This window comes from Falsochrobactrum tianjinense (assembly GCF_019100495.1).
GTDB lineage: Bacteria > Pseudomonadota > Alphaproteobacteria > Rhizobiales > Rhizobiaceae > Brucella > Brucella tianjinense.
Window position 1 is genome coordinate 285,263 of sequence record NZ_JAHRVA010000003.1, and the last position, 20,045, is coordinate 305,307.

Here is a 20,045-nt window from a genome sequence, read left to right on the forward strand (position 1 = left end):
CTTAGTATTCAAAACAAAGAGGGAGGTTGTCTTTGAGCTATCTTTCGAGTTTGCGCGCCATTAGCAGGAGAACTGTCACAATCAGCAGCACGATGACTGACACCGCCGCAAGCGTGGGATTGAGTTGCAGGAACATGTCGTCCCACATCTGTTTTGGCAGCGTTGTTTTCAGCCCGCCTGATACGAAAATCGCGATCGTTAGTTCGTCCAGCGATGTCACGAAAGCAAATAGCGCAGCAGAGAGCAGGCCACCACGCAACAGCGGAATGGTGATCAGCCGCAGCACAGTGAGCTTGCTTGCTCCCATGGTTTCTGCCGCCTGATTGAGGCGCCAGTCGTAATTTTTCAGAACCGATCCGATGGTGATGAAAGCATAAGGTAGCGCCAGCAATGTATGGCCGATCACCAGCCCGGTGTTTGTCGCGACAAGGCCGATTTGCGCCATCAGGTAGAACAAACCGACCGCAATCACGATTCTGGGAACGATCATAGGGGCAAGAATAAGCCCAAAGATAAGGCCATTCAGACGAGAGGTGCTGCGGGAAAGTGCAAGCGCTGCCAGTCCGCCTAAAATGGTAGCGAAAAATGCAGTAGCAAATGCTACCCCGAAAGAACGCATGGTCGCGCTCATCCAGATGGCTGAATTGAAGTACTGCTCAAACCAGCGCAGGGAGAAACCGGGCGGTGGAAAAGCCAGGTTTCGGCTGGAGGTGAAGCTGAGTGGTATGACGATCAGGCCGGGTAGCATCAGGAATGCAATGAGCAACACGACATAGAGTGTTCTAACCGGGCTGCCACTTTCCTTGGGTGGGAAAAGGCGGTCGAGCGGCCGAAAGATTTTTGCCACCAGCGCCAGAATTCCGTAGCCGAGCTTTCGCAACGCACTGTCGGGTGACAAGGCCTTTTTGCTTTTGACACCATTGCCTGCTGACAGGGAGGAAAGGCCGAATAGCTTGTTGTAAATCCCGATGACCAGTAGTGCTGCTGCGACAAGCATGGTCGCCAATACTGCCGCAAAAGGCCAGTTTACGATTTCCTGGACCTGCGTAATGATTGTCTGGGCCAGCATGGTTTGCTGGCGTCCGCCAAGAAATGCCGGAACAATAAAAAAGCCGAGCGACGTTATGAAGGTCAGCAGTCCGGCAGCGACGACACCTGGCATGGAAAGTGGAAAATAAACAAGCCAGAACCGGTCTGAGCGGCTTGCACCCATCGTCGATGCTGCAAGCGTTAGTCGATTGTCTATGCCGGACATAACGGGCAGCATTGAAAGAACGGCCAACGGGATCATGGCGTGGACCATGCCTACCAGAACACCGAACTCGTTATACATCAAGTTGGCAGGTCGCTCGGCCAGTCCTGACCCTACCAGCAAACTGTTAAATAGCCCATTCTTGCCCAGAAGGATCATCCAGGCAAAGGTCTTCACAAGGTAGGATGTCCAGAATGGCAAAAGCACGAGCATCAACATATTGCTGCGCTGGCGATCCTCCAGCCCAGAAAGCCACATGGCAATGGGGTAACCGAACAAAACCGAGAAAAATGCTGTCAGCGCGGAAATTTCGAGCGTGATGCCTAGTATTTTCCAATAAAGAAAGCTGTCGCCAAGTCGCCGGTAGTTTGAGAGAGTGAAACTGTCTACGGCTTCATCTGTAAAGCTGAGGCCCAAAAGGCGGAGCATTGGGAAAAGGAAGAATACGGCAAGAAGCAGAAGTGCCGGCACAGCGAGCCATATCGGGTCCGGCTTCCAGTTTTTTACTGACAAGCTCGTCATGATACGATCCTCGCAACAGACCGGTTCCAATAAAGCCGGATTCTATCGCCTGCCGATGGAAGGTCAGTCGATAGCGGGTCATGGCGGACGCTAAACTGGCTGCCGTCAGAGAGCCTGACCAGAAGCCGCACGTCTGATCCAATATATACGGTGTCCTCAAGCAATCCCTCTACACTCTCGTGTGCGGGAGATTCAGGGTTGCCAACGAAAATCTGTTCCGGTCGGATAACCAATGCGAGTTCCTGTGCATGTTTATCACGTGCAGTAAGCTGACCCATAAGGCGTCCAACGGGCGTTTCAATCGTAGCGCTGTTTTCGTCAGAAGAAACGCGTTTGCCCTTGATGATATTGGATTGCCCGATGAAGGATGCTGAGAATACAGTTTCAGGATTGAGATAGATTTCCCGAGGGGATGCGATCTGCTCGATCTGGGCATGATTCATCACGCAGATACGGTCGGACATGACCAGGGCTTCTTCCTGGTCGTGGGTGACATAAATCACCGTTGTTCCGAACTCCTGATGCAGCCGTCTTATTTCTAGCTGCATGTTTTCACGCAGCGATTTATCCAAAGCGCCGAGCGGCTCATCCATAAGAATGATTTTAGGGCGGTAGACAAAACAGCGGGCCAACGCCACGCGCTGCTGCTGGCCGCCCGAGAGTTCACGGGGGAAGCGGTGGCCGAATTCTCCCAATTGTACTTTCGCCAACGTCTCTGACACCTGGCGACCGATTTCCGCCTGGGTTATACCGCGCATTTTCAAAGGAAAGGCGATGTTTTCAGAAACCGTCATATGCGGGAACAGGGCATAATGCTGAAAGACCATACCCATGCCGCGCGCATTGACGGGGCGGTTCGTCCAGTCCTCACCTTCGAAAAACATCTTGCCGGCGGTTGGCTCAACCAGGCCGGCAATCATTTGCAGGAGAGTTGTCTTTCCTGATCCCGATGGCCCAAGTAATGTGAGAAACTCTCCATCCATAATGGCGAGCTGTGTCGGCTTCAGCGCGGTGAAGTCACCATATTTCTTGGAGATGCCATCAAGCAATAGTTTCTCAGAGCGGACGTCCTCAGTCATTACTACTCCGTAGTACAGTATATCTTCTCGAAACATCGACGTGGTTCGAGCATTGTTTTGGTGGTGTTTAATGGGAGAGCAAATTGTCGCCCTCCCATCTCAAGAACGAATTATCGCAGCAGCCAGCCGTTGAAACGTTCTGTCGCTGCGGCGCGGTGTTCGAGCCAGTAAGGATCGGAGGCCAGTGACATTTTCTTCAGGTTGTCAGGAGAAGTCGGCAAAATAACCGCACGGTCTTGCTCAATGAAATCATAAGCCTTCAGGTTGGTTGGCCCGTAGGCGAGATATTCGGTAAACTTAGCCTGCTGTTTTGCCTGCGCGCAGAAACTGACGAACTTGCGTGCAAGGTCCGCCTTGGGACTGCCTTTTGGAACGCCCCAGCCTTCTATCGAGTAAAGGCCCTGATTCCAGACGAGCTCCGCTGGTGTGCCATTGTCGATTGCAGCCTGAAAACGAGCATTCCAGCCGGCAATCATGTCCACTTCACCGCTTTCAAGCAACTGGGTGGATTGCGCGCCACCTGTCCACCAGACATCGATGTGATTCTTGATTTCATCCAGCTTGCGGAATGCACGGTCGAGGTCGAGTGGATAGATATCCTTTGGTTCGACACCGTCAGCCATCAAGGCAATCTCCAGAGTGTCGAGCGGGTTTTTGCGTAGCGAACGGCGACCGGGGAAATCCTTGATATTCCAGAAGTCCGCCCAGCTTTTGGGTGCGTTCGGGCAGGTTTCCTTATTATATGCAAGGACTGTGGAGTACACATCGGTGCCAAGCATATTCGGGTGAACAGCCTCCGGCATTACATCCGTGACGGCATCGGCTGGCAAGTTCAATGGTTCGAGCAGACCATCTCTCTCTAGGATAAGGCGCGCAGAAAGAGTGACGGTGCAGACATCCCAGATGTAGGAACCTGTTTCGACAATCGACTTGAACTGCGCTGTCGGCTCTGCATCGCGAGCCACACTCTGAATTTCAATGCCGGTTTCGGCAGTGAAATCATCATAGAACGCTGCACGGTAGCCTTGCGTGAAAGGGCCGCCCGGATCAGCAACTACCAGGCTTTGGTCGGCCCATGCCTTGCGGTTGATCATCGGCAGTGCCACTGCTGCTGCCCCACCAAGCAGCAAGGTACGACGACTGATTTCAAAAGAAGAATGTTTCATTTTATCCCCTTGTTTATAGTTAGAGCGGAAGTTGCCCGGATTACCTCGTAGAAGATGCCATCCGAGCACTTTAAGTCGTGGAAACTAAGCTTCCACTTTTCGGGCCGCGCGCTCCGCAAAGAATTTTTCCATCATAGCTTGCGGCTCACCCGTCGCGTAGGCTTCGGTCTGTATGCGGACGCCGGCTTGCATGGCCTCGTCAAAAGACTGCTGGGTCACTTCGGCAATCCGCTGGCGATTGAGGCGCATGGCAACCGGAGGCTTGGATGCTAAAAGATTGGCCAGGGCGAGCGCTTCTTCCTGAACCTTTTCTTTGTCGACCAGTCGCGAAATCAGACCAAAGGAATAAGCTTCCTCTGCATCCAGCATGCGACCAGTCAGGGTCAAGTCGATAGCACGAGAAAGGCCGATGATCTCGCGCATGATCCAGTTTCCAGTGACGGTTGGAATGCCTGAATTGATTTCCGGTTGGCCCATTGTAACACCTGAATGAGCGATACGCAGGTCACAAAGCAAAGCAATCTGGAACGCCGAACCAGCGGCAACGCCATTTAATGCCGCAACAATTGGCTTGGAGGAATCGCGAAACAACGAATAAAGAGCTTTCCATTCGCCCATCCAGCCTTCGGCGCTGGAAGCATCGAAGGATTTACTTTCGCTTAGATCCTGACCGGCGCCAAAGGCGCGATCGCCCGCGCCGGTTAATATTATCGCGCGAATGGAGGCGTCCCGATTCGCATCCTTGAGAGCGTCAATGAGCTGATCGCGCATGGCTTTGTTCCATGCGTTGAGCTTTTCGGGACGGTTGAGGGTAATTCGGCGGACAGCCCCAATCGTTTCGGTGAGAATGTACGTGCTCACTTGCGTCTCCATTATTGCAATGTAATAATTCTTATTATATAGAAACAAGGAAAGTGGGTGACGTCAAGGAAAAGTTAAAGCCTCTCCGATTTTCCGACATAGAATGAGATGCATGGTGGGCAGAATTGGTTCTTAGCCGGGCAATAGTGATGGTGTATGTGACTCAGGCGCGTCTCAGCTTTGAGAAGCTGGCTTTGTGCAGCAAGCAGGAACCCAAATTGGATATTTAGCTTGTGTAATCCTGACGATGGATGGTTGGTGATAGGATGACAGGAATGAGTACTACCAAGAAAAAGTCGGATCCTCTGATGGTGCAGTCTGTTGCTAAGGCCTTCAACATTCTGTGTTCGTTTGATCGTTACAATCCGTCTATGACCCTTTCGCAACTCGCACAAAAAGCCAATATTGATATCAGCACTGCGCAGCGTTTCGCTCATACATTGCACCAGCTTGGTTATCTGAATAAAAACCCGCTTAACCGCCAGTATGAATTATCAATCAAGGCGCTGGATCTGGCGCACCATTTTATTGGCAGCTCGCGGCTGGTTGATCGTGCGATGCCTATTTTGCAGCATCTTAGCAAGCAAACCGAAGAAACCGTCAATCTTACTGTGCTGGATGGGCATGAAATTGTTTTTGTGACGCGCTTTCTAAGTCGGCATCTTCTTAATACTGACGTTATTATTGGTTCGCGATTGCCTGCATTTTGCACCGCACCCGGACGGGCAATTCTTTCACGATTGCCCAGAGAACAAGTTACTGAAATACTTGCAGCGTCGGAGCTGCGTAGCTTCACACGCGATACTCCTACCGACCCAGAGCGGATCATGGCGATGATTGCGGAAGCGCGCGCTGCCGGTTTTGCCACCGCTTACGAAGAAATTTATCATGCGGATGCATCAATCGCCGCTCCGGTCATGAGGCCCAATGGCGATGTCATAGGTGCTGTCAGCGTCGCCGTAACTCTTGCGCGCTACAAGCGTGAAGACGTGCCTGCGCGCTTTGCCAATCTGGTTATTGCTGCGGCACATTCGATGTCCGTGAGCTAAAGCGATACCATCGCGTTCATTTCAATTGACAAGAGCAAAATCTTGCTTTTACCATTATCCCATAGATGTTATTGTAATGCAATAAAAGGGGAGTGGATCTATGGGTGAGTATCAGTTTCTCCCTTTACGGCCCGGTCGGGAGCCGGACGTTTTAATTTACTTTGATAACTCACCTATTCGCGCGTTTCGTGGAGAAACTGTGATCTCGGCCTTGCTGCGGCAGCAGCAGCATCTGTCATATTCCGAGTTCGATGGCACGCCGCGTGCCGGTTTTTGCCTTATGGGCGCTTGCCAGGACTGTTCCGTGTGGACGGAAGAAGGCAAGCGTCTGCGAGCCTGTCGCGCACTGGTAGAAGATGATCAACGCCTGGTGAGTCGAGCGCCAATGCACGGGTTCCAGATATGAAAAACCAAACTGGTTGCGATTTGCGTCCTGTTATCATTGGTGCGGGCCCCGCCGGGCTGGCTGCTGCCAGAGCCTTTGTCGAGGCTGGCGTTCGGCCTATCGTCCTGGAAGAAACAAATTCTCCCGGAGGTCAAGGCACACGGCGGCTTAGCCCCGCGGTCGAGAATCTCGGCAATAAAATTTTCGGCCACAGGATCTATAAACGATCTGTGGAACGTGAACGGCAGGAAGATCTAGTTCTTGCTCAATGTGATTATCGCCGCAACACGCTGGCGTGGGCAATATACAACAACGTCATCTCCACCTTATCGGATGATGGCTATGATGAAATTCCTTATGGGCAACTGCTTATAGCAATTGGTGCGACCGATCGGATATTAGCCGTCGAAGGGTGGCAATTGAGCGGTGTTTATACGCTGGGGGGCGCGCAAGTGGCACTCAAGACCCACGGGAGCGCCATTGGCCGCAAAATTATATTTGCCGGCTCATCCCCGCTACTTTATCTGGCCGCCGCGCAATATGCCCGCTTGGGTTTTCGGGATATCACCATCCTCGACACGACACCCAAATCCGAAAAATATCGGGCAGCAATTGCCATGGCCCGCTATTCTCTGAAAACACTCTTTGAAGGCATAAGCCTCATCCGCGAACTTCGCGCTTACGGCGTTAAAATTAAGAATGGAGTTCGTCTGGTGCGTTTTGAAGGCGATCAGCGCGTTCGTTCAGTGGTTTATTCAGAACGCAGAAATAAAGATCAAAAGATTGAATGTGATGCTGTTGCTTTCGGATTTGGGCTAAAGCCTGAAACACAGCTTGCCGAACTGGCTGGCGCCCAGCTTGGTTTTAATGAACATTTTCGTCAATGGCTTCCGTTGATCGATGATGATGGGCAGGCTGGCTCGGACTTTTGGCTTGCGGGAGATAGTGTAGCTGTAGGCGGTGCGGACGCAGCAGCAATGTCGGGTCGTTTGGCGGCATTGGCCATGCTGGCGCAGCAAGGCAGAGCGCAGGACCGCAATGAGATTGCGCGCCTCCGGGCCAAGATTAAAAAACTGCGGAATTTCCAGCAGGCCATGACAAATGCCTTCCGCTGGCCATATGGTGATGCACCGTTAATCACGGATGAAACTTATGTTTGCCGATGTGAGCGCGTCACAGCGGGGGAGATCCGGCAAGCCGTCTATTCCGATGTCGCTCATACTGAAGTGAACAGAATTAAGGCAATCACACGCTGCGGCATGGGACGTTGCCAGGGACGTTTTTGCAATCAGACTTTGCAGGAGATTGCAATCTTTGCCTCGGGCAAGGAGCCGCGCGCAGTAGGACGGTTGCGGGCTCAGGCACCGTTCCGCCCTATTCCAGTAGGGCATGCAGATGATGTTCTTGGCCGGCAGGAGCAAGACTGTGTGTAGGAAACAAGATGCGATTATCATCGGCGGAGGACTGTTTGGCGTCTCGACTGCTTATTTTCTGGCAAAAGCAGGCTGGAGCGTACAGCTCATTGAGCGCGGTTTCGTTGGCGCAGCTTCAAGCGGTGCAAATTTTGGCGGATTGCGGCTTCAGGGGCGTGCTTTGGAACAGTACCCGCTTTCGTTGCTGGCGCAGGATTACTGGGAAAATTTCGAGCAGGAGTTTGGTTCGCCTTGCGAGTATGAGCGCAATGGCATGATTTACATCGCACATAGCGATAAAGGGCGGGAGAAGCTGCTGCATTACGCAGAGAATTCGCGCCAATGCGGCCTGACGATCAAGGTTTGGGAAGGTGGGGAGTTGCGCAGGAACCTGCCTTGGCTCAGCAGGGAGGGCATTATCGCATCTTATTCATCAGCCTGTGCAGTCGCCAACCCCCGCCTGGCAACCCCGGCAATCGCTCGTTCGTTTAAAAAGATGGGCGGTACTATCGTTGAAAACTGTAGGATCGAGCAAGCCAGAAAAGATGGGAATAGTTTTGAGCTGAGCAGCGCCGATGGGCAAAAATTTTCCGCCCCAGTTCTAGTCAATGCTGCTGGCGGCTGGGCCGGCAATATTGCCGAAGCATTCGGTGAAACGGTTCCGTTATTTCGTGCCGGGCCGCCGCAATTTGTTACCGAGCCGCTCCCTTATGTTCTGAAGCCTTCCGTCTATACCATCGAGGGAGACTTGATCATCCGGCAGATTTCGCGCGGGAATTTTATCTTTGCCGGATATCCTCGCACTATGTCCAATGAGGATGGCAAGCATACATTCGTTCCTCCTGCCAAAACACGCAATGGCATGCAGGCGATCGGCCAGTATATCCCCGCATTGAAGAACGCCGAAGTTATCCGTGTCTGGTCTGGAGTGGAGGGTTATTTGCCGGATATGCTACCTATCGTTAGCGCATCGGAAACCACTCCCGGCTTGTTTCACGCTTTTGGCGGCAGCGGCGGAGGGTTTCAAATCGGCCCGGCTGTAGGGTTTTGCCTCAGCAACATGATCCTGGGGCGTCCTAACGATGTAGCCATGGAGCCGTACAGCATTTGCCGCTTCAAATCTGAAATCAAGGCCAGCGATAAACTGAATCTGGAATTCGATAATGTTCAATCCAAGGCCCAACATCTTTAAGCGGGAGATGGATGAGTATGGCACAGCACGATGCAACCAAAAGCGGGCAAGCAGTATGCGTGATTGGGGGAGGGCTGGTTGGCCTTTTCACAGCACTTACTCTTCAGGGTCAGGGTAAACAAGTCATTCTGCTCGAACGGGAAGAGATTGGAGGGCGGCAAGGAGCTTCATTTGGTAATGGTTGCTGGATCAACCCCGGTGCTATTATGCCTATGTCGCTTCCCGGCCTCTGGCGACAAGTGCCCGGCTTTCTGCTCAGCCCGAATGGACCTTTTACTATTCGATGGAGGCACCTTCCTGCATTGGCAGAATGGCTGCTGCGCTTTCTCTGGGCGGGGCGTAGCTGGAAGCAGGTGGAACAACAGATCGTGCAACGCCTTCCTCTGCTGGATGATCCGGTCGCCCGGTATCAGGCGTGCGCGAAGCAAGCTGGTGTTGAACATCTTATTTTGCCGACGGGTACAATGTATGTTTATCGTGATCGCAAAGAATTGGACGCCGATGGTCGCAGCTGGGAGCTACGAAAAAAGCACGGCATTAAGGTTCGCTGCCTTGAAGCGGATGAACTGAGAAAAAGTGAACCGGAACTTTCATCCATATATCAATATGGCATGCTCATCGAAGAAGCAGCAACAGTAGCCGATCCGTCCGCATTCTGCCGGGCATTGGGACAATTGCTCATCGCGCGCGGTGGTGAAATAGTTCGGGCTGAGGCGAACGGTTTTATTTTCAATGGTCAGAAACTCACCGCTATTCGGTCAAGCAAAGGGGAGATACGCTGTACTCAGGCTGTCATTTCAGCAGGAGCGTGGTCGAAAACGCTTGCAGGGAAACTTGGCGATCATGTGCCACTCGTCTCGGAGCGAGGTTATCATATAACAATTCGTGATCCGGGCCTTCGGATAAACCGTGGAATGATGCATGCCGAGGGCAAGATGGCAATCGTCATGACATCGACAGGGCTCAGATTTGCCGGGCAAGTTGAATTAGCCAGCCTGGACGCCCCGCCGCGGTGGGAACGAGCACGCATTCTGCTGCAATATGCAAAGCGATCGTTTCCCCATCTTCAGCAGAAAATTGACCGTGCCGAGCACGATTTATGGATGGGACATCGTCCATCCACGCCTGACAGTTTGCCAGTAATAGGCCGCTCCAGCGCTTCGCCTGATGTAGTCTATGCTTTTGGTCACGGCCACACGGGTGTTTCCATGGCGCCGGCTACTGCCAGACTGGTGGGGCAATTGCTGAACCAGGACCCTATGGGTGACGAACTGGCCCGAGCTTTTTCTGCAAAGAGATTTTAATGATAAATGATCTTCTCTATCTTTCACGTATGGAAGTTGAACATCTTGTTCCCAGCAGAAGCGCATTGCGTGTTGCTGTGGCTGAAGCTGTGCGAAACACTGCATCCGGGCAACTGAAATTTCTGCCAAAATCCACCCTGGCTTATGCAACTGGCCATAGTTTCCAGTCAATGCCGGCACTAGTCAGTGATCGAGAGGGCAAAGGGGTCGCCACCATTAAATGGGTTTCGGTAGTGCCAGCCATGGCGCAGTCCAGCATCGACAATGTACATTCGATAATATGCGTCAATGATCTGGGTACAGGACGGCCATTGGCCATAATGGATGGTAATTACATAACTCTGGTTAGAACGGCAGCGCTTTCCGCACTTGCAGCAGAACATATGCTTGCTATTGAGCCAATATCGATTGGCTTTATCGGCTGCGGTCAGCAGGCTGCGGAACATCTGCTGGCATTTTGTGATCTTTATCCTTCATTGAAAAATGTAGCTTGTTTTAGTCGCAGCCAAGGGTCAGCACAAAAACTTGCGAATTCGGCTTTGGCACTTTCTTTAAAACCGCATATCACTCCAACTCCAGAAGATTTGCTGCAAAACTGCGATATAGTTATCAGTACGGTTCCCTCCGCTCCCGGATTCGCACCGTTTCTCGATGCAGAGATGATGAAGGACAACGCGCTGGCAATTATGGTGGATTTGGGTCGCAGTTGGCTCCCGGAAGGATTTAGGGCTTTCGAACACATTGCTACGGATAGCCTGCATCAGAGTATGTACCCTTACGACAATCAGGGTAATGAGGTGCGAGCAGCAAAAGCGCAGGTGGATCTGGAGACTCTTGTAAAGCACCCACTAGAAAGCACCGGAAAAAAAGCTTTTTTCTTCAAGGGAATAGCTTCGGCTGACCTAGCTGTTGCCGCAATCGTTTACCAGCGGGCGCTGGAGGAGAAAAGCGGTATTCGCCTCCAGCGCTAACTATATGGCTCAATTGGGAAATACGCGATTGATGTCTGCGATCTGTTCTGCGCACAATGGCGAAGCCTTGCGGTCTCCGATTATGAAAAATAGCTTGGCTGTTTCTTCCAGTTCTTCATAAGCATAAACTGCCTCTTCTATGGTTGCGCCAGAAACAATCGGGCCATGGTTGGCGAGCAACATCGAGCGATGTTTTCGGGACACTGCGCGCACCTCATCAGCGAGCGCACGATCACCGGGCCTGTAGTAGCGCACAAGCGGGAGCTTCCCCACGCGCATCACATGATAGGCTGTAAGAGGCGGCAAGACATCCTGGGTTTGTTCGTGACATAAGCAGGAAACAGCTACCGAATATGTTGAATGAAGGTGGACAACCGCTTTTGCGGTCGGGCGCTCATCATAAACTGCCAGATGAAAAAAATATTCCTTGGAGGGTGGATCACCGCTGATCAGCTCGCCGCCGGGCGTAAGCTTTGATATGCGTTCGGCTTCCAGAAAACCGAGGCTTGAATTCGTTGGCGTAATGAGAATCGAGCCGTCTTTAAGGCGTACCGAAAGGTTTCCCGCGCTGCCATGCGCCAATTGCCGATTATATAAAAGCGCTCCCATGCGGACGAGTTTTTCGCGTAAGTTCTGTTCTTCATTCATGGGTGGTTTCCTCCAGCTAGGGCGGAAAGCGCATCCGTGAAGAACATTGGGCCACCGAAATTGCCTGATTTCAGGGCGAGCGTAATCTCTTTTTGCCGGCTGAAAAGAACAGGGACGCCGGGACTCACTTCAGGCCCGATCGCAAGTTCACCGAGGCCAAGTGCGAGCGCAACTGCCCCGGATGTTTCTCCGCCAGCGACGACCAGCCGCTGGACGCCATGGCTCACCAGATCTTTTGCGGTTTGTGCGAATAACCCGTCGAGTTTTTCCGAAACCGTGTCGCGGCCATAGCGCTGTTGTGCAATATTTACCTGCTCGGGGGTTCCCGATGAATAGGCAAGCGGTGCCTTCCCATGATTTGCCGAGATAAAAGCAACGACATCGGATGCAGTCGTCCGGCCAGCCATGACGTCGTCTACTGATATGGCGAGTACGGGATGCTCGCGTGCATGGTTGTCGATCTGCTCGCGCGTTGCACCCGAACAGCTTCCCGCGAGGATGGCTTCAGGGCCTTGCTTGCCACTGAAAGCCCCAGTCTTTCCGGTTGCAAGCCCTTTTGCAATAAAATTGCTGGCCAATCCGAGGGCTATTCCCGAACCACCTGTCAGAAGGGGAGCTTCGGCGCAGGCCTTGCCGATCAGTACCAGATCGTTGTTGCTGACAGCGTCCACGATTACGAGAGTATTGCCTTCGTCCGCATTGGCTTTTAATGCGGATTGTATTGCCTCCGCTCCCATATGCACCGTCGGGGTCGATACGAGGCCAACGTCCGTTTGGCTCTGCAAACGGAGCCAGCGCCGGATGTTGGCATCCCGCATCGGGGTCAGGGGATGATTTTCCATCCCCGACTGGTTGAGCAATCTGTCATTGACGAAGAGATGTCCTTGATAAACCGTTCGTCCCATGGCGGGGAAAGCGGGGCAGGCGACAACGCCTTTTACACCAAGGGCTGCAGCCAGCGCTTCGCCGACCGGGCCGATATTGCCTTGTTCGGTCGAATCGAATGTGGAGCAGTATTTGAAAACAAACTGCCGGCACCCCTGTGCTTGAAGCCAGGCAAGGGCTGCAAGTGAATCGTTGATTGCAGCTTCCGGGGCTACTGAACGGGATTTCAATGAAATGACGCCTGCTTCGACCTGCGGAGCGGCATCCTGATCGGGAATGCCCATGAATTGCGATGTTACCAGCCCGCCTTCACCGCTTTGCCCTTTGGCCAAAGTATTGGCGATGTCGCTGGCACCTGTAAAATCATCTGCAATAACACCTAAAAGCATCACGTTCGCTCCAGAACAAAGGTCTTCATTTTCACCGCCGCTGCTTCGGGTGCGGTGAATACTGGTTTGTTATCTATTATTGTCATTTTATTTGAGATGCAGCAAATGTCTCCGGCACAATCCATTATAGGATGGCGGTCATAATGAATTGGCTGGTATAAACAGCTTATGGGAGCGAACGGCTATGGATGGTATGGTATCAAGACTAGCTGTTTCAATAACTTTGGCCGTTGACGTGCAAACGCTGAGCAATCCGGTTTGAAGGTCTGAAATGTTCGGCGCTACGCTTTCCCGTTGGACCTTGTCCTATTTTGCGGCTTCTCTCCTTTTCCTGTTGATGGGAACGGGTTTGATGGCGTGGGGCTTTGGTTATCCGTTTGCTGAGATAAGAGCAGCCGAAACGCTGATTGTGGTCCATGTTGTCGCCATCGGTTGGCTTGTATTGCTTATGTGCGGCGCGCTGTTGCAGTTTGTCCCTGTGCTGATCACCAAACCCCTGCGGGGCAGCAGCGCGGCATTGCCTGCGCTTCTGCTTCTTCTGGCTGGTTTGGTGGGCCTGCTTTGTGGCTTTGCCGGATTGGCCGGGCTTGTGCCTGCGCCCCTCTGGCTCTTGCCGTTATCCGCCTTCCTGCTAATTGCCGGATTTGTAATCATTGCGCTGATGCTTGGCATGACCACCTGGAGCGCCAGACCTCTGGCGCTGCCTGCCCGTTTCGTCAGTATTGGCCTTGCCTGCCTAATCGGAGCGGCAGCTTTGGGTGGTCTTTTCACATTGGGTTTTTCGGGGATGGCGGAAGAAGCAGCCTGGCTTGAAATCGCCGCAAGCGGGGTTTCGGTTCATGCGGCTTTGGGACTGGGCGGCTGGATGAGCTTTACGGCGATGGGCGTCAGCTATCGACTACTGACTATGTTCATGCTTTCGCCGGATACCCAAAAGCCGACCACCCATCTAGTATGGTGGACGGGGGTGGCAGCGTTCCTCTTGCTCGTTGTGGCTCTCGTTTTTGTTGCATTCGGTCATGGGCAGATGGAACTGTGGCTGCTGATAGCACTCCTGCCGGGAGTGGCGAGCATCGGCCTTTACACCCATGACGTGCACAGGATTTATCGACAGCGAAAGCGCAAGGCAATTGAGCTCAACAGCAAGGCGAGCATACCGGCTTTCGCTGCTCTTTTTCTGTCTTTGCTGCTGGCCATCCTGATGCCATGGACGGGAGCGACGGATGCTATGGTTTCGGCTTTTGTCTATCTGGTCGCGTTTGGCTGGCTTACGGGTCTTGGCCTAGCGCAACTCTATAAAATCGTGCCTTTTCTGACATGGCTAGAATGCTATGGCCCGGTCATGGGGCGGATGCAGACGCCGCACGTACAGGATTTTGTCGATGAAGTCCGCGCCCGCCGCTGGTTTGTCGTCTATTATTGTGGCGTGACATTTGCGACATTGGCGCTTCTTGCCAATTATCCTGCGGCTTTCCGGCTGGCCTCCGCCGTCAATCTGGTCGCGATTATGGCTCTCATTGTCCAGTTTATTCGCGCACGGCGATTGATGGATGTACCTGACGGTGCGCGCCTGCCGGATGCCGTCAGCGTCCCGTATCTGATTTATGCTGCTACGCCAGCACCGAGGAGAAGCAAATGATATCATCAGTCCACCCGCTCATCCCTCATGAGCTTGATGTTCGCCCATTGCTGAAGGACGGCATAGAGCCTTTTCAGGCAATTATGAGCGCGGTGGAAAATCTCGCTCCGGGGCAGAGCCTGCTGCTTGTCGCGCCTTTCAAACCAATGCCGTTGTTTGCAGTGATGGAGCGTAAGGGTTTTGCCGCGAAACCCGAACCGATTGGCGACGGCGATTGGCAGGTGCTGTTTTCGCCCATCAATAAGGCTGTGCCGCAAATTCAGGTTTCCGACAATGTCGGTTCTCCCGACATATGGCCCGAGCCTTCTCAATATCTCGATTGTTCTGAAATGGAGCCGCCGGAGCCGATGGTCTGCATTCTGGGCGAAATTGAAAACATGTCGCCGGGCGAAGTGCTGTTTGCACTGTTGCATCGCGAGCCGCTGTTTCTTTTCCCCGAACTCGAAATGCGCGGACATCAATGGGTCGGAAACTTTGATGAGACCGGAAAGAGCTATCGCATCATGATCCGTGTTGGCGAAGCGTGAGGAACAGATCATGCGATCGGATGAACGGGAAGATCTTATACATGCCATCAGGAAAGCGTTGCGCATCGTGCTGGACCCGGAACTGGGCGTCAATCTCGTCGATCTCGGCATGATCTATACGGTCGCGGTGCGCGAGAACGGTGCGGCGGATATTAAGATGACGACGACCACGCGCGGATGTCCCGCCGCAGGATTCTTGACGCAGGCTGTTCGGGCCTGCGCGGAGAGCGTCGCTGGTGTGCGACAGGCAAATGTCGAACTGACCTATGAGCCTGAATGGAAGCCGGAAATGGCAACTGTGGAAGTGCAGGCCCTCTTCGCAATATGAATGTGCATTAGCTTGCTCCAAAGCAAAGAACACTTGCGCCATTCAGCTAGGTTTCCAGCCGAAAGATAAGCCTGCCTCACATGGCAAGGCATAGTAGGTTGAAAGTGACTAGCAAGCTCTCTGGCTATCTGCCCCTTTTCTCACGCCACCCCCCTGTCGGGGCAGCCATTAGCCGGTACATTGCCGGACTGGGTCGGTTCTTCATCAAGAAGACCTGCGAACTTGCAGTTTCATTGGCGATCGCCCTGCTGCTCGCCATTGCCTGCCTTCTTCCAGCAGGGGCGGGAGAACTGCCAAAATACCTGCCCGAGCTGGAGGTACAGTCGATTTTCGAAGGTGCGGATAGTGTCGGCGCGCCGCAGGGCGAGCCGCCCATTGCACCGGTTATGAAGGGCGATAAGCTTCTAGGCTACCTTTATCTCAATTCAGATTTCACCAGTTCGATCGGCTATTCCGGCAAACCAATTCACATCGTCGTTGGCATCGACACCAAAGGCATCATTCGCGGCATCAAGCTGGTGGACCATAAAGAACCGATCGTGCTGATCGGCATTCCGGAGGCCAAGGTCGTTGCCGCATTGAATTCGCTGGTCAATAGCGATCTGAGTGCTGTTGCAGCAGGGAGTGCGCGTCCGCCGCAGGTCGAGATCGTCAGTGGTGCGACCGTTACGGTTCTCGTGATGGGTGATAGCATCGTGCGTTCGGCGGTTGGCCTCATTCGTAGCGGGAGACTCGGCAATGCGCCGATACAGGCGGCTGGAGCCGCGCAGGCGCGCGAGATCAACCCGGATATACGTGAGGTGCAGGATTGGCAGACGCTTATCGGCGATGGATCAGTGCGCAGCCTCAAGCTGACGGTGGGCGAAGTCACGCAAGTCTTCCGCGATGCGAAGCAGGAAGAGGCTGCGGCCAATCCTGAAACCGCCAATCCCGAAGATGATTTCATCGAGCTTTATGTGGCCCCTGTTTCTGTGCCTTCGATTGGCATCAGCCTGCTTGGAAAAGATGGTTACAAACGGCTGGAGAAGCAGCTCAAGTCGGGCCAACAGGCCATTTTGGTGGCAGGTGACGGCGCGTATTCCTTCAAGGGGTCGGGTTACGTGCGCGGCGGTATTTTCGACCGTATCGAGCTGTTGCAGAACGGTCAGGGCGTACGCTTTCGCGATAAGGGACATACTCGTATCGGCGATATCATGGCGGAAGGTGCACCGCGTTTACGCGAGATTTCTCTGTTTCGTGTTCCCCAAGGCTTTGACTTCGATGTAGCCCAGCCGTGGGAATTGCAGCTTCTCGTACAGCGCGGTTTCGGTGCACGCGACAAGGCCAATGTGAGCTACGATCTGGGCTATAATCTGCCCGAGCAATATCTGCTCGCGCAGCCTAAACCTGAGCCCGCGCCATCGCAGCCTGCTTCCGCTACCGCTGCGGACGCTCCTCGCCAGCCGCATCCTGTCGGCGAAGGCATGGCAATGGATATATTCGGCGAGGACAATCCGCTCTGGGTGAAAATGTGGGAGATGAACCGCATCAATGTGGTCATTACCAGCATCGCGATCCTCGTCCTTGTTGGCATCTTCTTCTTCCAGAACAGTCTCGTGAAACGCCCGCGCATCTTCGTCTGGGTTCGGCGCGGCTATCTTTTGTTCGTGCTCTTGTGGCTGGGATTCTACAACAATGCGCAATTGTCGGTGGTCAATGTTCTCACTTTCGTCAATTCGCTGATTACCGGCTTCAACTGGGAATTCTTCCTCACGTCGCCATTGATCTTCATCCTGTGGGCCTCGGTTGCAGCGGGTCTGCTGTTCTGGGGACGTGGACCCTTTTGCGGCTGGCTCTGCCCCTTCGGCGCCTTGCAGGAACTAAGCAACAATCTCGCCAAATGGCTCAAAGTGCCGCAAGTCATCCTGCCATGGGGCCTGCATGAACGCTTGTGGCCGATCAAATACATGATCTTCCTCGGTCTGTTTGGCCTGTCGCTCTATTCGGTGGCGCTGGCGGAAGTCTTTGCAGAAGTCGAGCCGTTCAAGACGTCGATCATTCTCAAATTCTCGCGTGAATGGCCGTTTGTAATCTATGCGCTGACGCTGTTGTCTTTGGGGCTTTTCATAGAACGCTTCTACTGCCGCTATATGTGCCCGCTGGGTGCTGCGCTCGCCATTCCCGGACGCATTCGTATGTTCGAATGGCTCAAACGTTGGCCCGAGTGCGGTTCGCCCTGCCAGCGTTGCGCCAAGGAATGCCCGGTCGAAGCGATCCATCCTGAAGGCCAGATCAACGTCAATGAGTGCATCTACTGCATGCATTGCCAGGAACTTTATCACGACGACCAGCGCTGTCCACACATGATCCAGGTGCGCGTCAAGCGCGAGAAATTTGCCGCCCGCAATGCGCCTCTTTCGGCAGCAGCCGAACGCGGCGGCGGGCCTGCCAAACCCGTTATTTCAGTCAAGGGCCAGCCGATCGGAGCACAGACAGGCTCCGGTCCAGCCGCCTGAACCTTCCAAAGGAGAGAAGCATGACAGAAGAAACCAGAAAAACCCAGTTCAGCAGGCGACAATTACTCGGGACCTCCGCCGTTGTCGCAGCAGCCGGGGCAAGCGGCATCGGTGGTACGCTGTTTGCAGGGGCGAGCACGCAGGCTTTGGCCGCCAGTAGCTCGCAAGGTGGTGCGCATGCCGTTGTGGCGCCTGGTGAGCTCGACGAATACTACGTCTTTTTTTCCAGCGGCCAGACGGGCGAGGTCCGCATCATGGGGCTGCCTTCCATGCGCGAACTTATGCGTGTTCCCGTCTTCAACCGCGACAGTGCGACAGGCTGGGGACAGACTAATGAAAGCCTGAAGATTCTGACAGAGGGCATGTTGCCGGAAGACCGCGAATTCATGAAGGATCGCGGCGGAATATTCCACAATGGTGACTTGCACCACCCGCATCTGTCTTTCACGGATGGTACCTATGACGGCCGTTACCTCTATGCCAACGACAAGGCCAATACGCGCGTCTGCCGCATTCGTCTTGACGTGATGAAATGTGACAAGATCATTCAGTTGCCGAACCAGCATACGGTCCATGGCCTGCGCGTGCAGAAATACCCAAAAACCGGCTATGTCTTCTGCAATGGCGAGGACCGCGTGCCGATCCCCAATAACGGCACCAATATGAACGATACTGACCAGTATCGCGCAATCTTCACCGCCGTCGATGGCGAAACGATGAAAATCGCGTGGCAGATCATGGTCGACGGCAATCTGGATAATGTCGACTGCGACTATCAGGGCAAATATGCCTATGCCACCTGCTATAATTCGGAAGAAGGTTTGACGCTTCCCGAAATGATGAGCAATGAGCAGGACTGGATCGTCGTTTTCAATCTCAAGCGCATCGAGGAGGCGGTTGCAAAGGGTGATTTCAAGGAGATCAATGGCGTGCCGGTTCTTGACGGACGTGGCGGTTCTCCCTTCACCCGCTACATTCCGGTTCCCAATAGCCCGCACGGCATTAATACCGCGCCTGATGGCATTCATGTGGTCGCCAACGGCAAGCTCTCGCCCACCGTCACAGTCTTCGACGTGCGCAAGTTCGATGACTTGTTCGACGACAAGATCAAGCCGCGCGATGCGGTCGTCGCCGAGCCGGAACTTGGCCTTGGGCCTTTGCATACGGCTTATGACGGCGCAGGAAACGCTTATACGACGCTGTTCATCGACAGCCAGATCTGCAAATGGAACATCGAGGATGCAAAGCGCGCGTTCCAGGGTGAGAAGGTAGATCCGATCCGCCAAAAGCTCGATGTGCATTATCAGCCCGGTCACAACCACACTTCCATGGGGCAGACCAAGGAAGCAGACGGCAAATGGTTGATATCGCTCAATAAGTTCTCGAAGGATCGCTATCTCAATGTCGGGCCGCTCAAGCCCGAAAATGACCAGCTTATCGATATTTCTGGCGAGAAAATGGAGATTGTCCATGACGGACCGAGCTTTGCAGAACCGCATGACGCCACGATCGTTCATCGCTCCAAGATCAATCCCGTCAACTTCTGGGATCGTGAGGATCCATTTTTCGCCGATGCCGTCGAGCAGGCAAAGGCCGATGGATTAGATCTGATGGATGCTAACGAGATCATCCGCGACGGCAACAAGGTGCGCGTCTACATGACCTCCGCAGCCCCCGCTTTCGGCCTTGAGGAATTCACGGTCCGGCAGGGCGACGAAGTGACGGTCTATGTCACCAATATCGATGAGATCGAAGATCTTACCCACGGCTTCTCGATTATCAATTACGGCATCAACATGGAAGTCGCGCCGCAGGCGACAGCCTCCGTCACCTTCAAGGCCAACAAGCCGGGTGTGTGGTGGTATTACTGCTCGTGGTTCTGCCACGCCATGCACATGGAAATGAAGGGCCGTATGCTCGTGGAACCGAAGAAAGCCTGAC

General features: G+C 53.6%; 17 protein-coding genes. 11 read left to right on the forward strand and 6 right to left on the reverse strand.

Translation table 11 applies throughout. From position 1 onward, the window contains the following. Positions 1 to 37 precede the first annotated feature (37 nt). The 4 genes from KUG47_RS09090 to KUG47_RS09105 form a co-directional block, all read right to left on the reverse strand. Positions 38 to 1,774 carry an ABC transporter permease subunit gene (locus KUG47_RS09090; RefSeq protein WP_217677640.1) on the reverse strand — a complete coding sequence of 579 codons (1,737 nt, stop codon included), beginning with the start codon at positions 1,772 to 1,774 and terminating at the stop codon, positions 38 to 40. Continuing rightward, positions 1,771 to 2,889, reverse strand: a complete 1,119-nt coding sequence (locus tag KUG47_RS09095) for an ABC transporter ATP-binding protein (protein ID WP_254799455.1) — start codon at positions 2,887 to 2,889, stop codon at positions 1,771 to 1,773. The genes KUG47_RS09090 and KUG47_RS09095 overlap by 4 nt, the downstream gene beginning before the upstream one ends. A gap of 74 nt (positions 2,890 to 2,963) precedes the next feature. After that, complete coding sequence (locus tag KUG47_RS09100) at positions 2,964 to 4,019, reverse strand: ABC transporter substrate-binding protein (protein ID WP_217677641.1); 1,056 nt, start codon at positions 4,017 to 4,019, stop codon at positions 2,964 to 2,966. Positions 4,020 to 4,103: 84 nt separating this feature from the next. Beyond that, entirely contained in the window at positions 4,104 to 4,880 is a 777-nt protein-coding gene (locus KUG47_RS09105; RefSeq protein WP_217677642.1) for an enoyl-CoA hydratase/isomerase family protein, read from the reverse strand. A 275-nt stretch (positions 4,881 to 5,155) separates the two neighbouring features. Between KUG47_RS09105 and KUG47_RS09110 the strand changes: the two genes are divergently transcribed. The 6 genes from KUG47_RS09110 to KUG47_RS09135 all read left to right on the forward strand — a co-directional run bounded on the left by KUG47_RS09110 (position 5,156) and on the right by KUG47_RS09135 (position 11,193). Further along, complete coding sequence (locus KUG47_RS09110; RefSeq protein ID WP_254799456.1) at positions 5,156 to 5,929, forward strand: IclR family transcriptional regulator; 774 nt, start codon at positions 5,156 to 5,158, stop codon at positions 5,927 to 5,929. A 100-nt stretch (positions 5,930 to 6,029) separates the two neighbouring features. Beyond that, positions 6,030 to 6,335 (forward strand): (2Fe-2S)-binding protein, encoded by a 306-nt coding sequence (locus tag KUG47_RS09115; RefSeq protein WP_217677643.1) that lies wholly within the window; start codon positions 6,030 to 6,032, stop codon positions 6,333 to 6,335. After that, a complete protein-coding gene (locus KUG47_RS09120) occupies positions 6,332 to 7,747 on the forward strand; it encodes an FAD/NAD(P)-dependent oxidoreductase (RefSeq protein WP_217677644.1) in 1,416 nt (471 codons plus the stop codon). The genes KUG47_RS09115 and KUG47_RS09120 overlap by 4 nt, the downstream gene beginning before the upstream one ends. Continuing rightward, the gene (locus tag KUG47_RS09125) at positions 7,704 to 8,918 is read left to right on the forward strand and encodes an NAD(P)/FAD-dependent oxidoreductase (RefSeq protein WP_254799459.1); all 1,215 of its coding nucleotides are present in this window, start codon (positions 7,704 to 7,706) and stop codon (positions 8,916 to 8,918) included. Before KUG47_RS09120 ends, KUG47_RS09125 begins: the two co-directional genes overlap by 44 nt. Before the next feature lie 17 nt (positions 8,919 to 8,935). After that, the gene (locus tag KUG47_RS09130) at positions 8,936 to 10,222 is read left to right on the forward strand and encodes an NAD(P)/FAD-dependent oxidoreductase (protein WP_217677645.1); all 1,287 of its coding nucleotides are present in this window, start codon (positions 8,936 to 8,938) and stop codon (positions 10,220 to 10,222) included. Beyond that, positions 10,222 to 11,193, forward strand: coding sequence for an ornithine cyclodeaminase family protein (locus KUG47_RS09135; protein WP_217677646.1), 972 nt, complete (start codon positions 10,222 to 10,224; stop codon positions 11,191 to 11,193). Before KUG47_RS09130 ends, KUG47_RS09135 begins: the two co-directional genes overlap by 1 nt. Before the next feature lie 9 nt (positions 11,194 to 11,202). Here the strand turns inward: KUG47_RS09135 and otnC are convergent, their stop codons facing one another. Both otnC and otnK read right to left on the reverse strand, forming a co-directional pair. After that, a complete protein-coding gene (gene otnC / locus KUG47_RS09140) occupies positions 11,203 to 11,841 on the reverse strand; it encodes a 3-oxo-tetronate 4-phosphate decarboxylase (protein ID WP_217677647.1) in 639 nt (212 codons plus the stop codon). Further along, a complete protein-coding gene (gene otnK / locus KUG47_RS09145) occupies positions 11,838 to 13,115 on the reverse strand; it encodes a 3-oxo-tetronate kinase (protein WP_217677648.1) in 1,278 nt (425 codons plus the stop codon). Before otnK ends, otnC begins: the two co-directional genes overlap by 4 nt. 271 nt (positions 13,116 to 13,386) lie before the next feature. Here otnK and KUG47_RS09150 point away from each other — a divergent pair, with 271 nt between their 5' ends. From KUG47_RS09150 to nosZ, 5 genes are all read left to right on the forward strand, one after another. Next, the gene (locus tag KUG47_RS09150) at positions 13,387 to 14,754 is read left to right on the forward strand and encodes a hypothetical protein (RefSeq protein WP_217677649.1); all 1,368 of its coding nucleotides are present in this window, start codon (positions 13,387 to 13,389) and stop codon (positions 14,752 to 14,754) included. Continuing rightward, positions 14,751 to 15,281 (forward strand): DUF2249 domain-containing protein, encoded by a 531-nt coding sequence (locus KUG47_RS09155; protein WP_217677650.1) that lies wholly within the window; start codon positions 14,751 to 14,753, stop codon positions 15,279 to 15,281. The genes KUG47_RS09150 and KUG47_RS09155 overlap by 4 nt, the downstream gene beginning before the upstream one ends. A gap of 10 nt (positions 15,282 to 15,291) precedes the next feature. After that, a complete protein-coding gene (locus KUG47_RS09160) occupies positions 15,292 to 15,609 on the forward strand; it encodes a metal-sulfur cluster assembly factor (protein WP_217677651.1) in 318 nt (105 codons plus the stop codon). A 233-nt stretch (positions 15,610 to 15,842) separates the two neighbouring features. Then, positions 15,843 to 18,104: a 4Fe-4S binding protein gene (locus KUG47_RS09165; RefSeq protein ID WP_422718076.1), complete on the forward strand. Its 2,262-nt coding sequence runs from the start codon at positions 15,843 to 15,845 to the stop codon at positions 18,102 to 18,104. Between the two features lie 20 nt (positions 18,105 to 18,124). After that, complete coding sequence (gene nosZ / locus KUG47_RS09170) at positions 18,125 to 20,044, forward strand: TAT-dependent nitrous-oxide reductase (RefSeq protein WP_217677653.1); 1,920 nt, start codon at positions 18,125 to 18,127, stop codon at positions 20,042 to 20,044. Position 20,045 lies beyond the last annotated feature (1 nt).

Excerpts from the sequence above, each read along its gene's own strand:
- KUG47_RS09090 (WP_217677640.1), bottom strand. The coding sequence starts at position 1,774 with ATGACGAGCTTGTCAGTAAAAAACTGGAAGCCGGACCCGATATGGCTC.
- KUG47_RS09095 (WP_254799455.1), bottom strand. The coding sequence starts at position 2,889 with ATGTTTCGAGAAGATATACTGTACTACGGAGTAGTAATGACTGAGGAC.
- KUG47_RS09100 (WP_217677641.1), bottom strand. The coding sequence starts at position 4,019 with ATGAAACATTCTTCTTTTGAAATCAGTCGTCGTACCTTGCTGCTTGGT.
- KUG47_RS09110 (WP_254799456.1), top strand. The coding sequence starts at position 5,156 with ATGAGTACTACCAAGAAAAAGTCGGATCCTCTGATGGTGCAGTCTGTT.
- KUG47_RS09115 (WP_217677643.1), top strand. The coding sequence starts at position 6,030 with ATGGGTGAGTATCAGTTTCTCCCTTTACGGCCCGGTCGGGAGCCGGAC.
- KUG47_RS09120 (WP_217677644.1), top strand. The coding sequence starts at position 6,332 with ATGAAAAACCAAACTGGTTGCGATTTGCGTCCTGTTATCATTGGTGCG.
- KUG47_RS09125 (WP_254799459.1), top strand. The coding sequence starts at position 7,704 with ATGCAGATGATGTTCTTGGCCGGCAGGAGCAAGACTGTGTGTAGGAAA.
- KUG47_RS09130 (WP_217677645.1), top strand. The coding sequence starts at position 8,936 with ATGGCACAGCACGATGCAACCAAAAGCGGGCAAGCAGTATGCGTGATT.
- KUG47_RS09135 (WP_217677646.1), top strand. The coding sequence starts at position 10,222 with ATGATAAATGATCTTCTCTATCTTTCACGTATGGAAGTTGAACATCTT.
- otnC (WP_217677647.1), bottom strand. The coding sequence starts at position 11,841 with ATGAATGAAGAACAGAACTTACGCGAAAAACTCGTCCGCATGGGAGCG.
- otnK (WP_217677648.1), bottom strand. The coding sequence starts at position 13,115 with ATGCTTTTAGGTGTTATTGCAGATGATTTTACAGGTGCCAGCGACATC.
- KUG47_RS09150 (WP_217677649.1), top strand. The coding sequence starts at position 13,387 with ATGTTCGGCGCTACGCTTTCCCGTTGGACCTTGTCCTATTTTGCGGCT.
- KUG47_RS09155 (WP_217677650.1), top strand. The coding sequence starts at position 14,751 with ATGATATCATCAGTCCACCCGCTCATCCCTCATGAGCTTGATGTTCGC.
- KUG47_RS09160 (WP_217677651.1), top strand. The coding sequence starts at position 15,292 with ATGCGATCGGATGAACGGGAAGATCTTATACATGCCATCAGGAAAGCG.
- nosZ (WP_217677653.1), top strand. The coding sequence starts at position 18,125 with ATGACAGAAGAAACCAGAAAAACCCAGTTCAGCAGGCGACAATTACTC.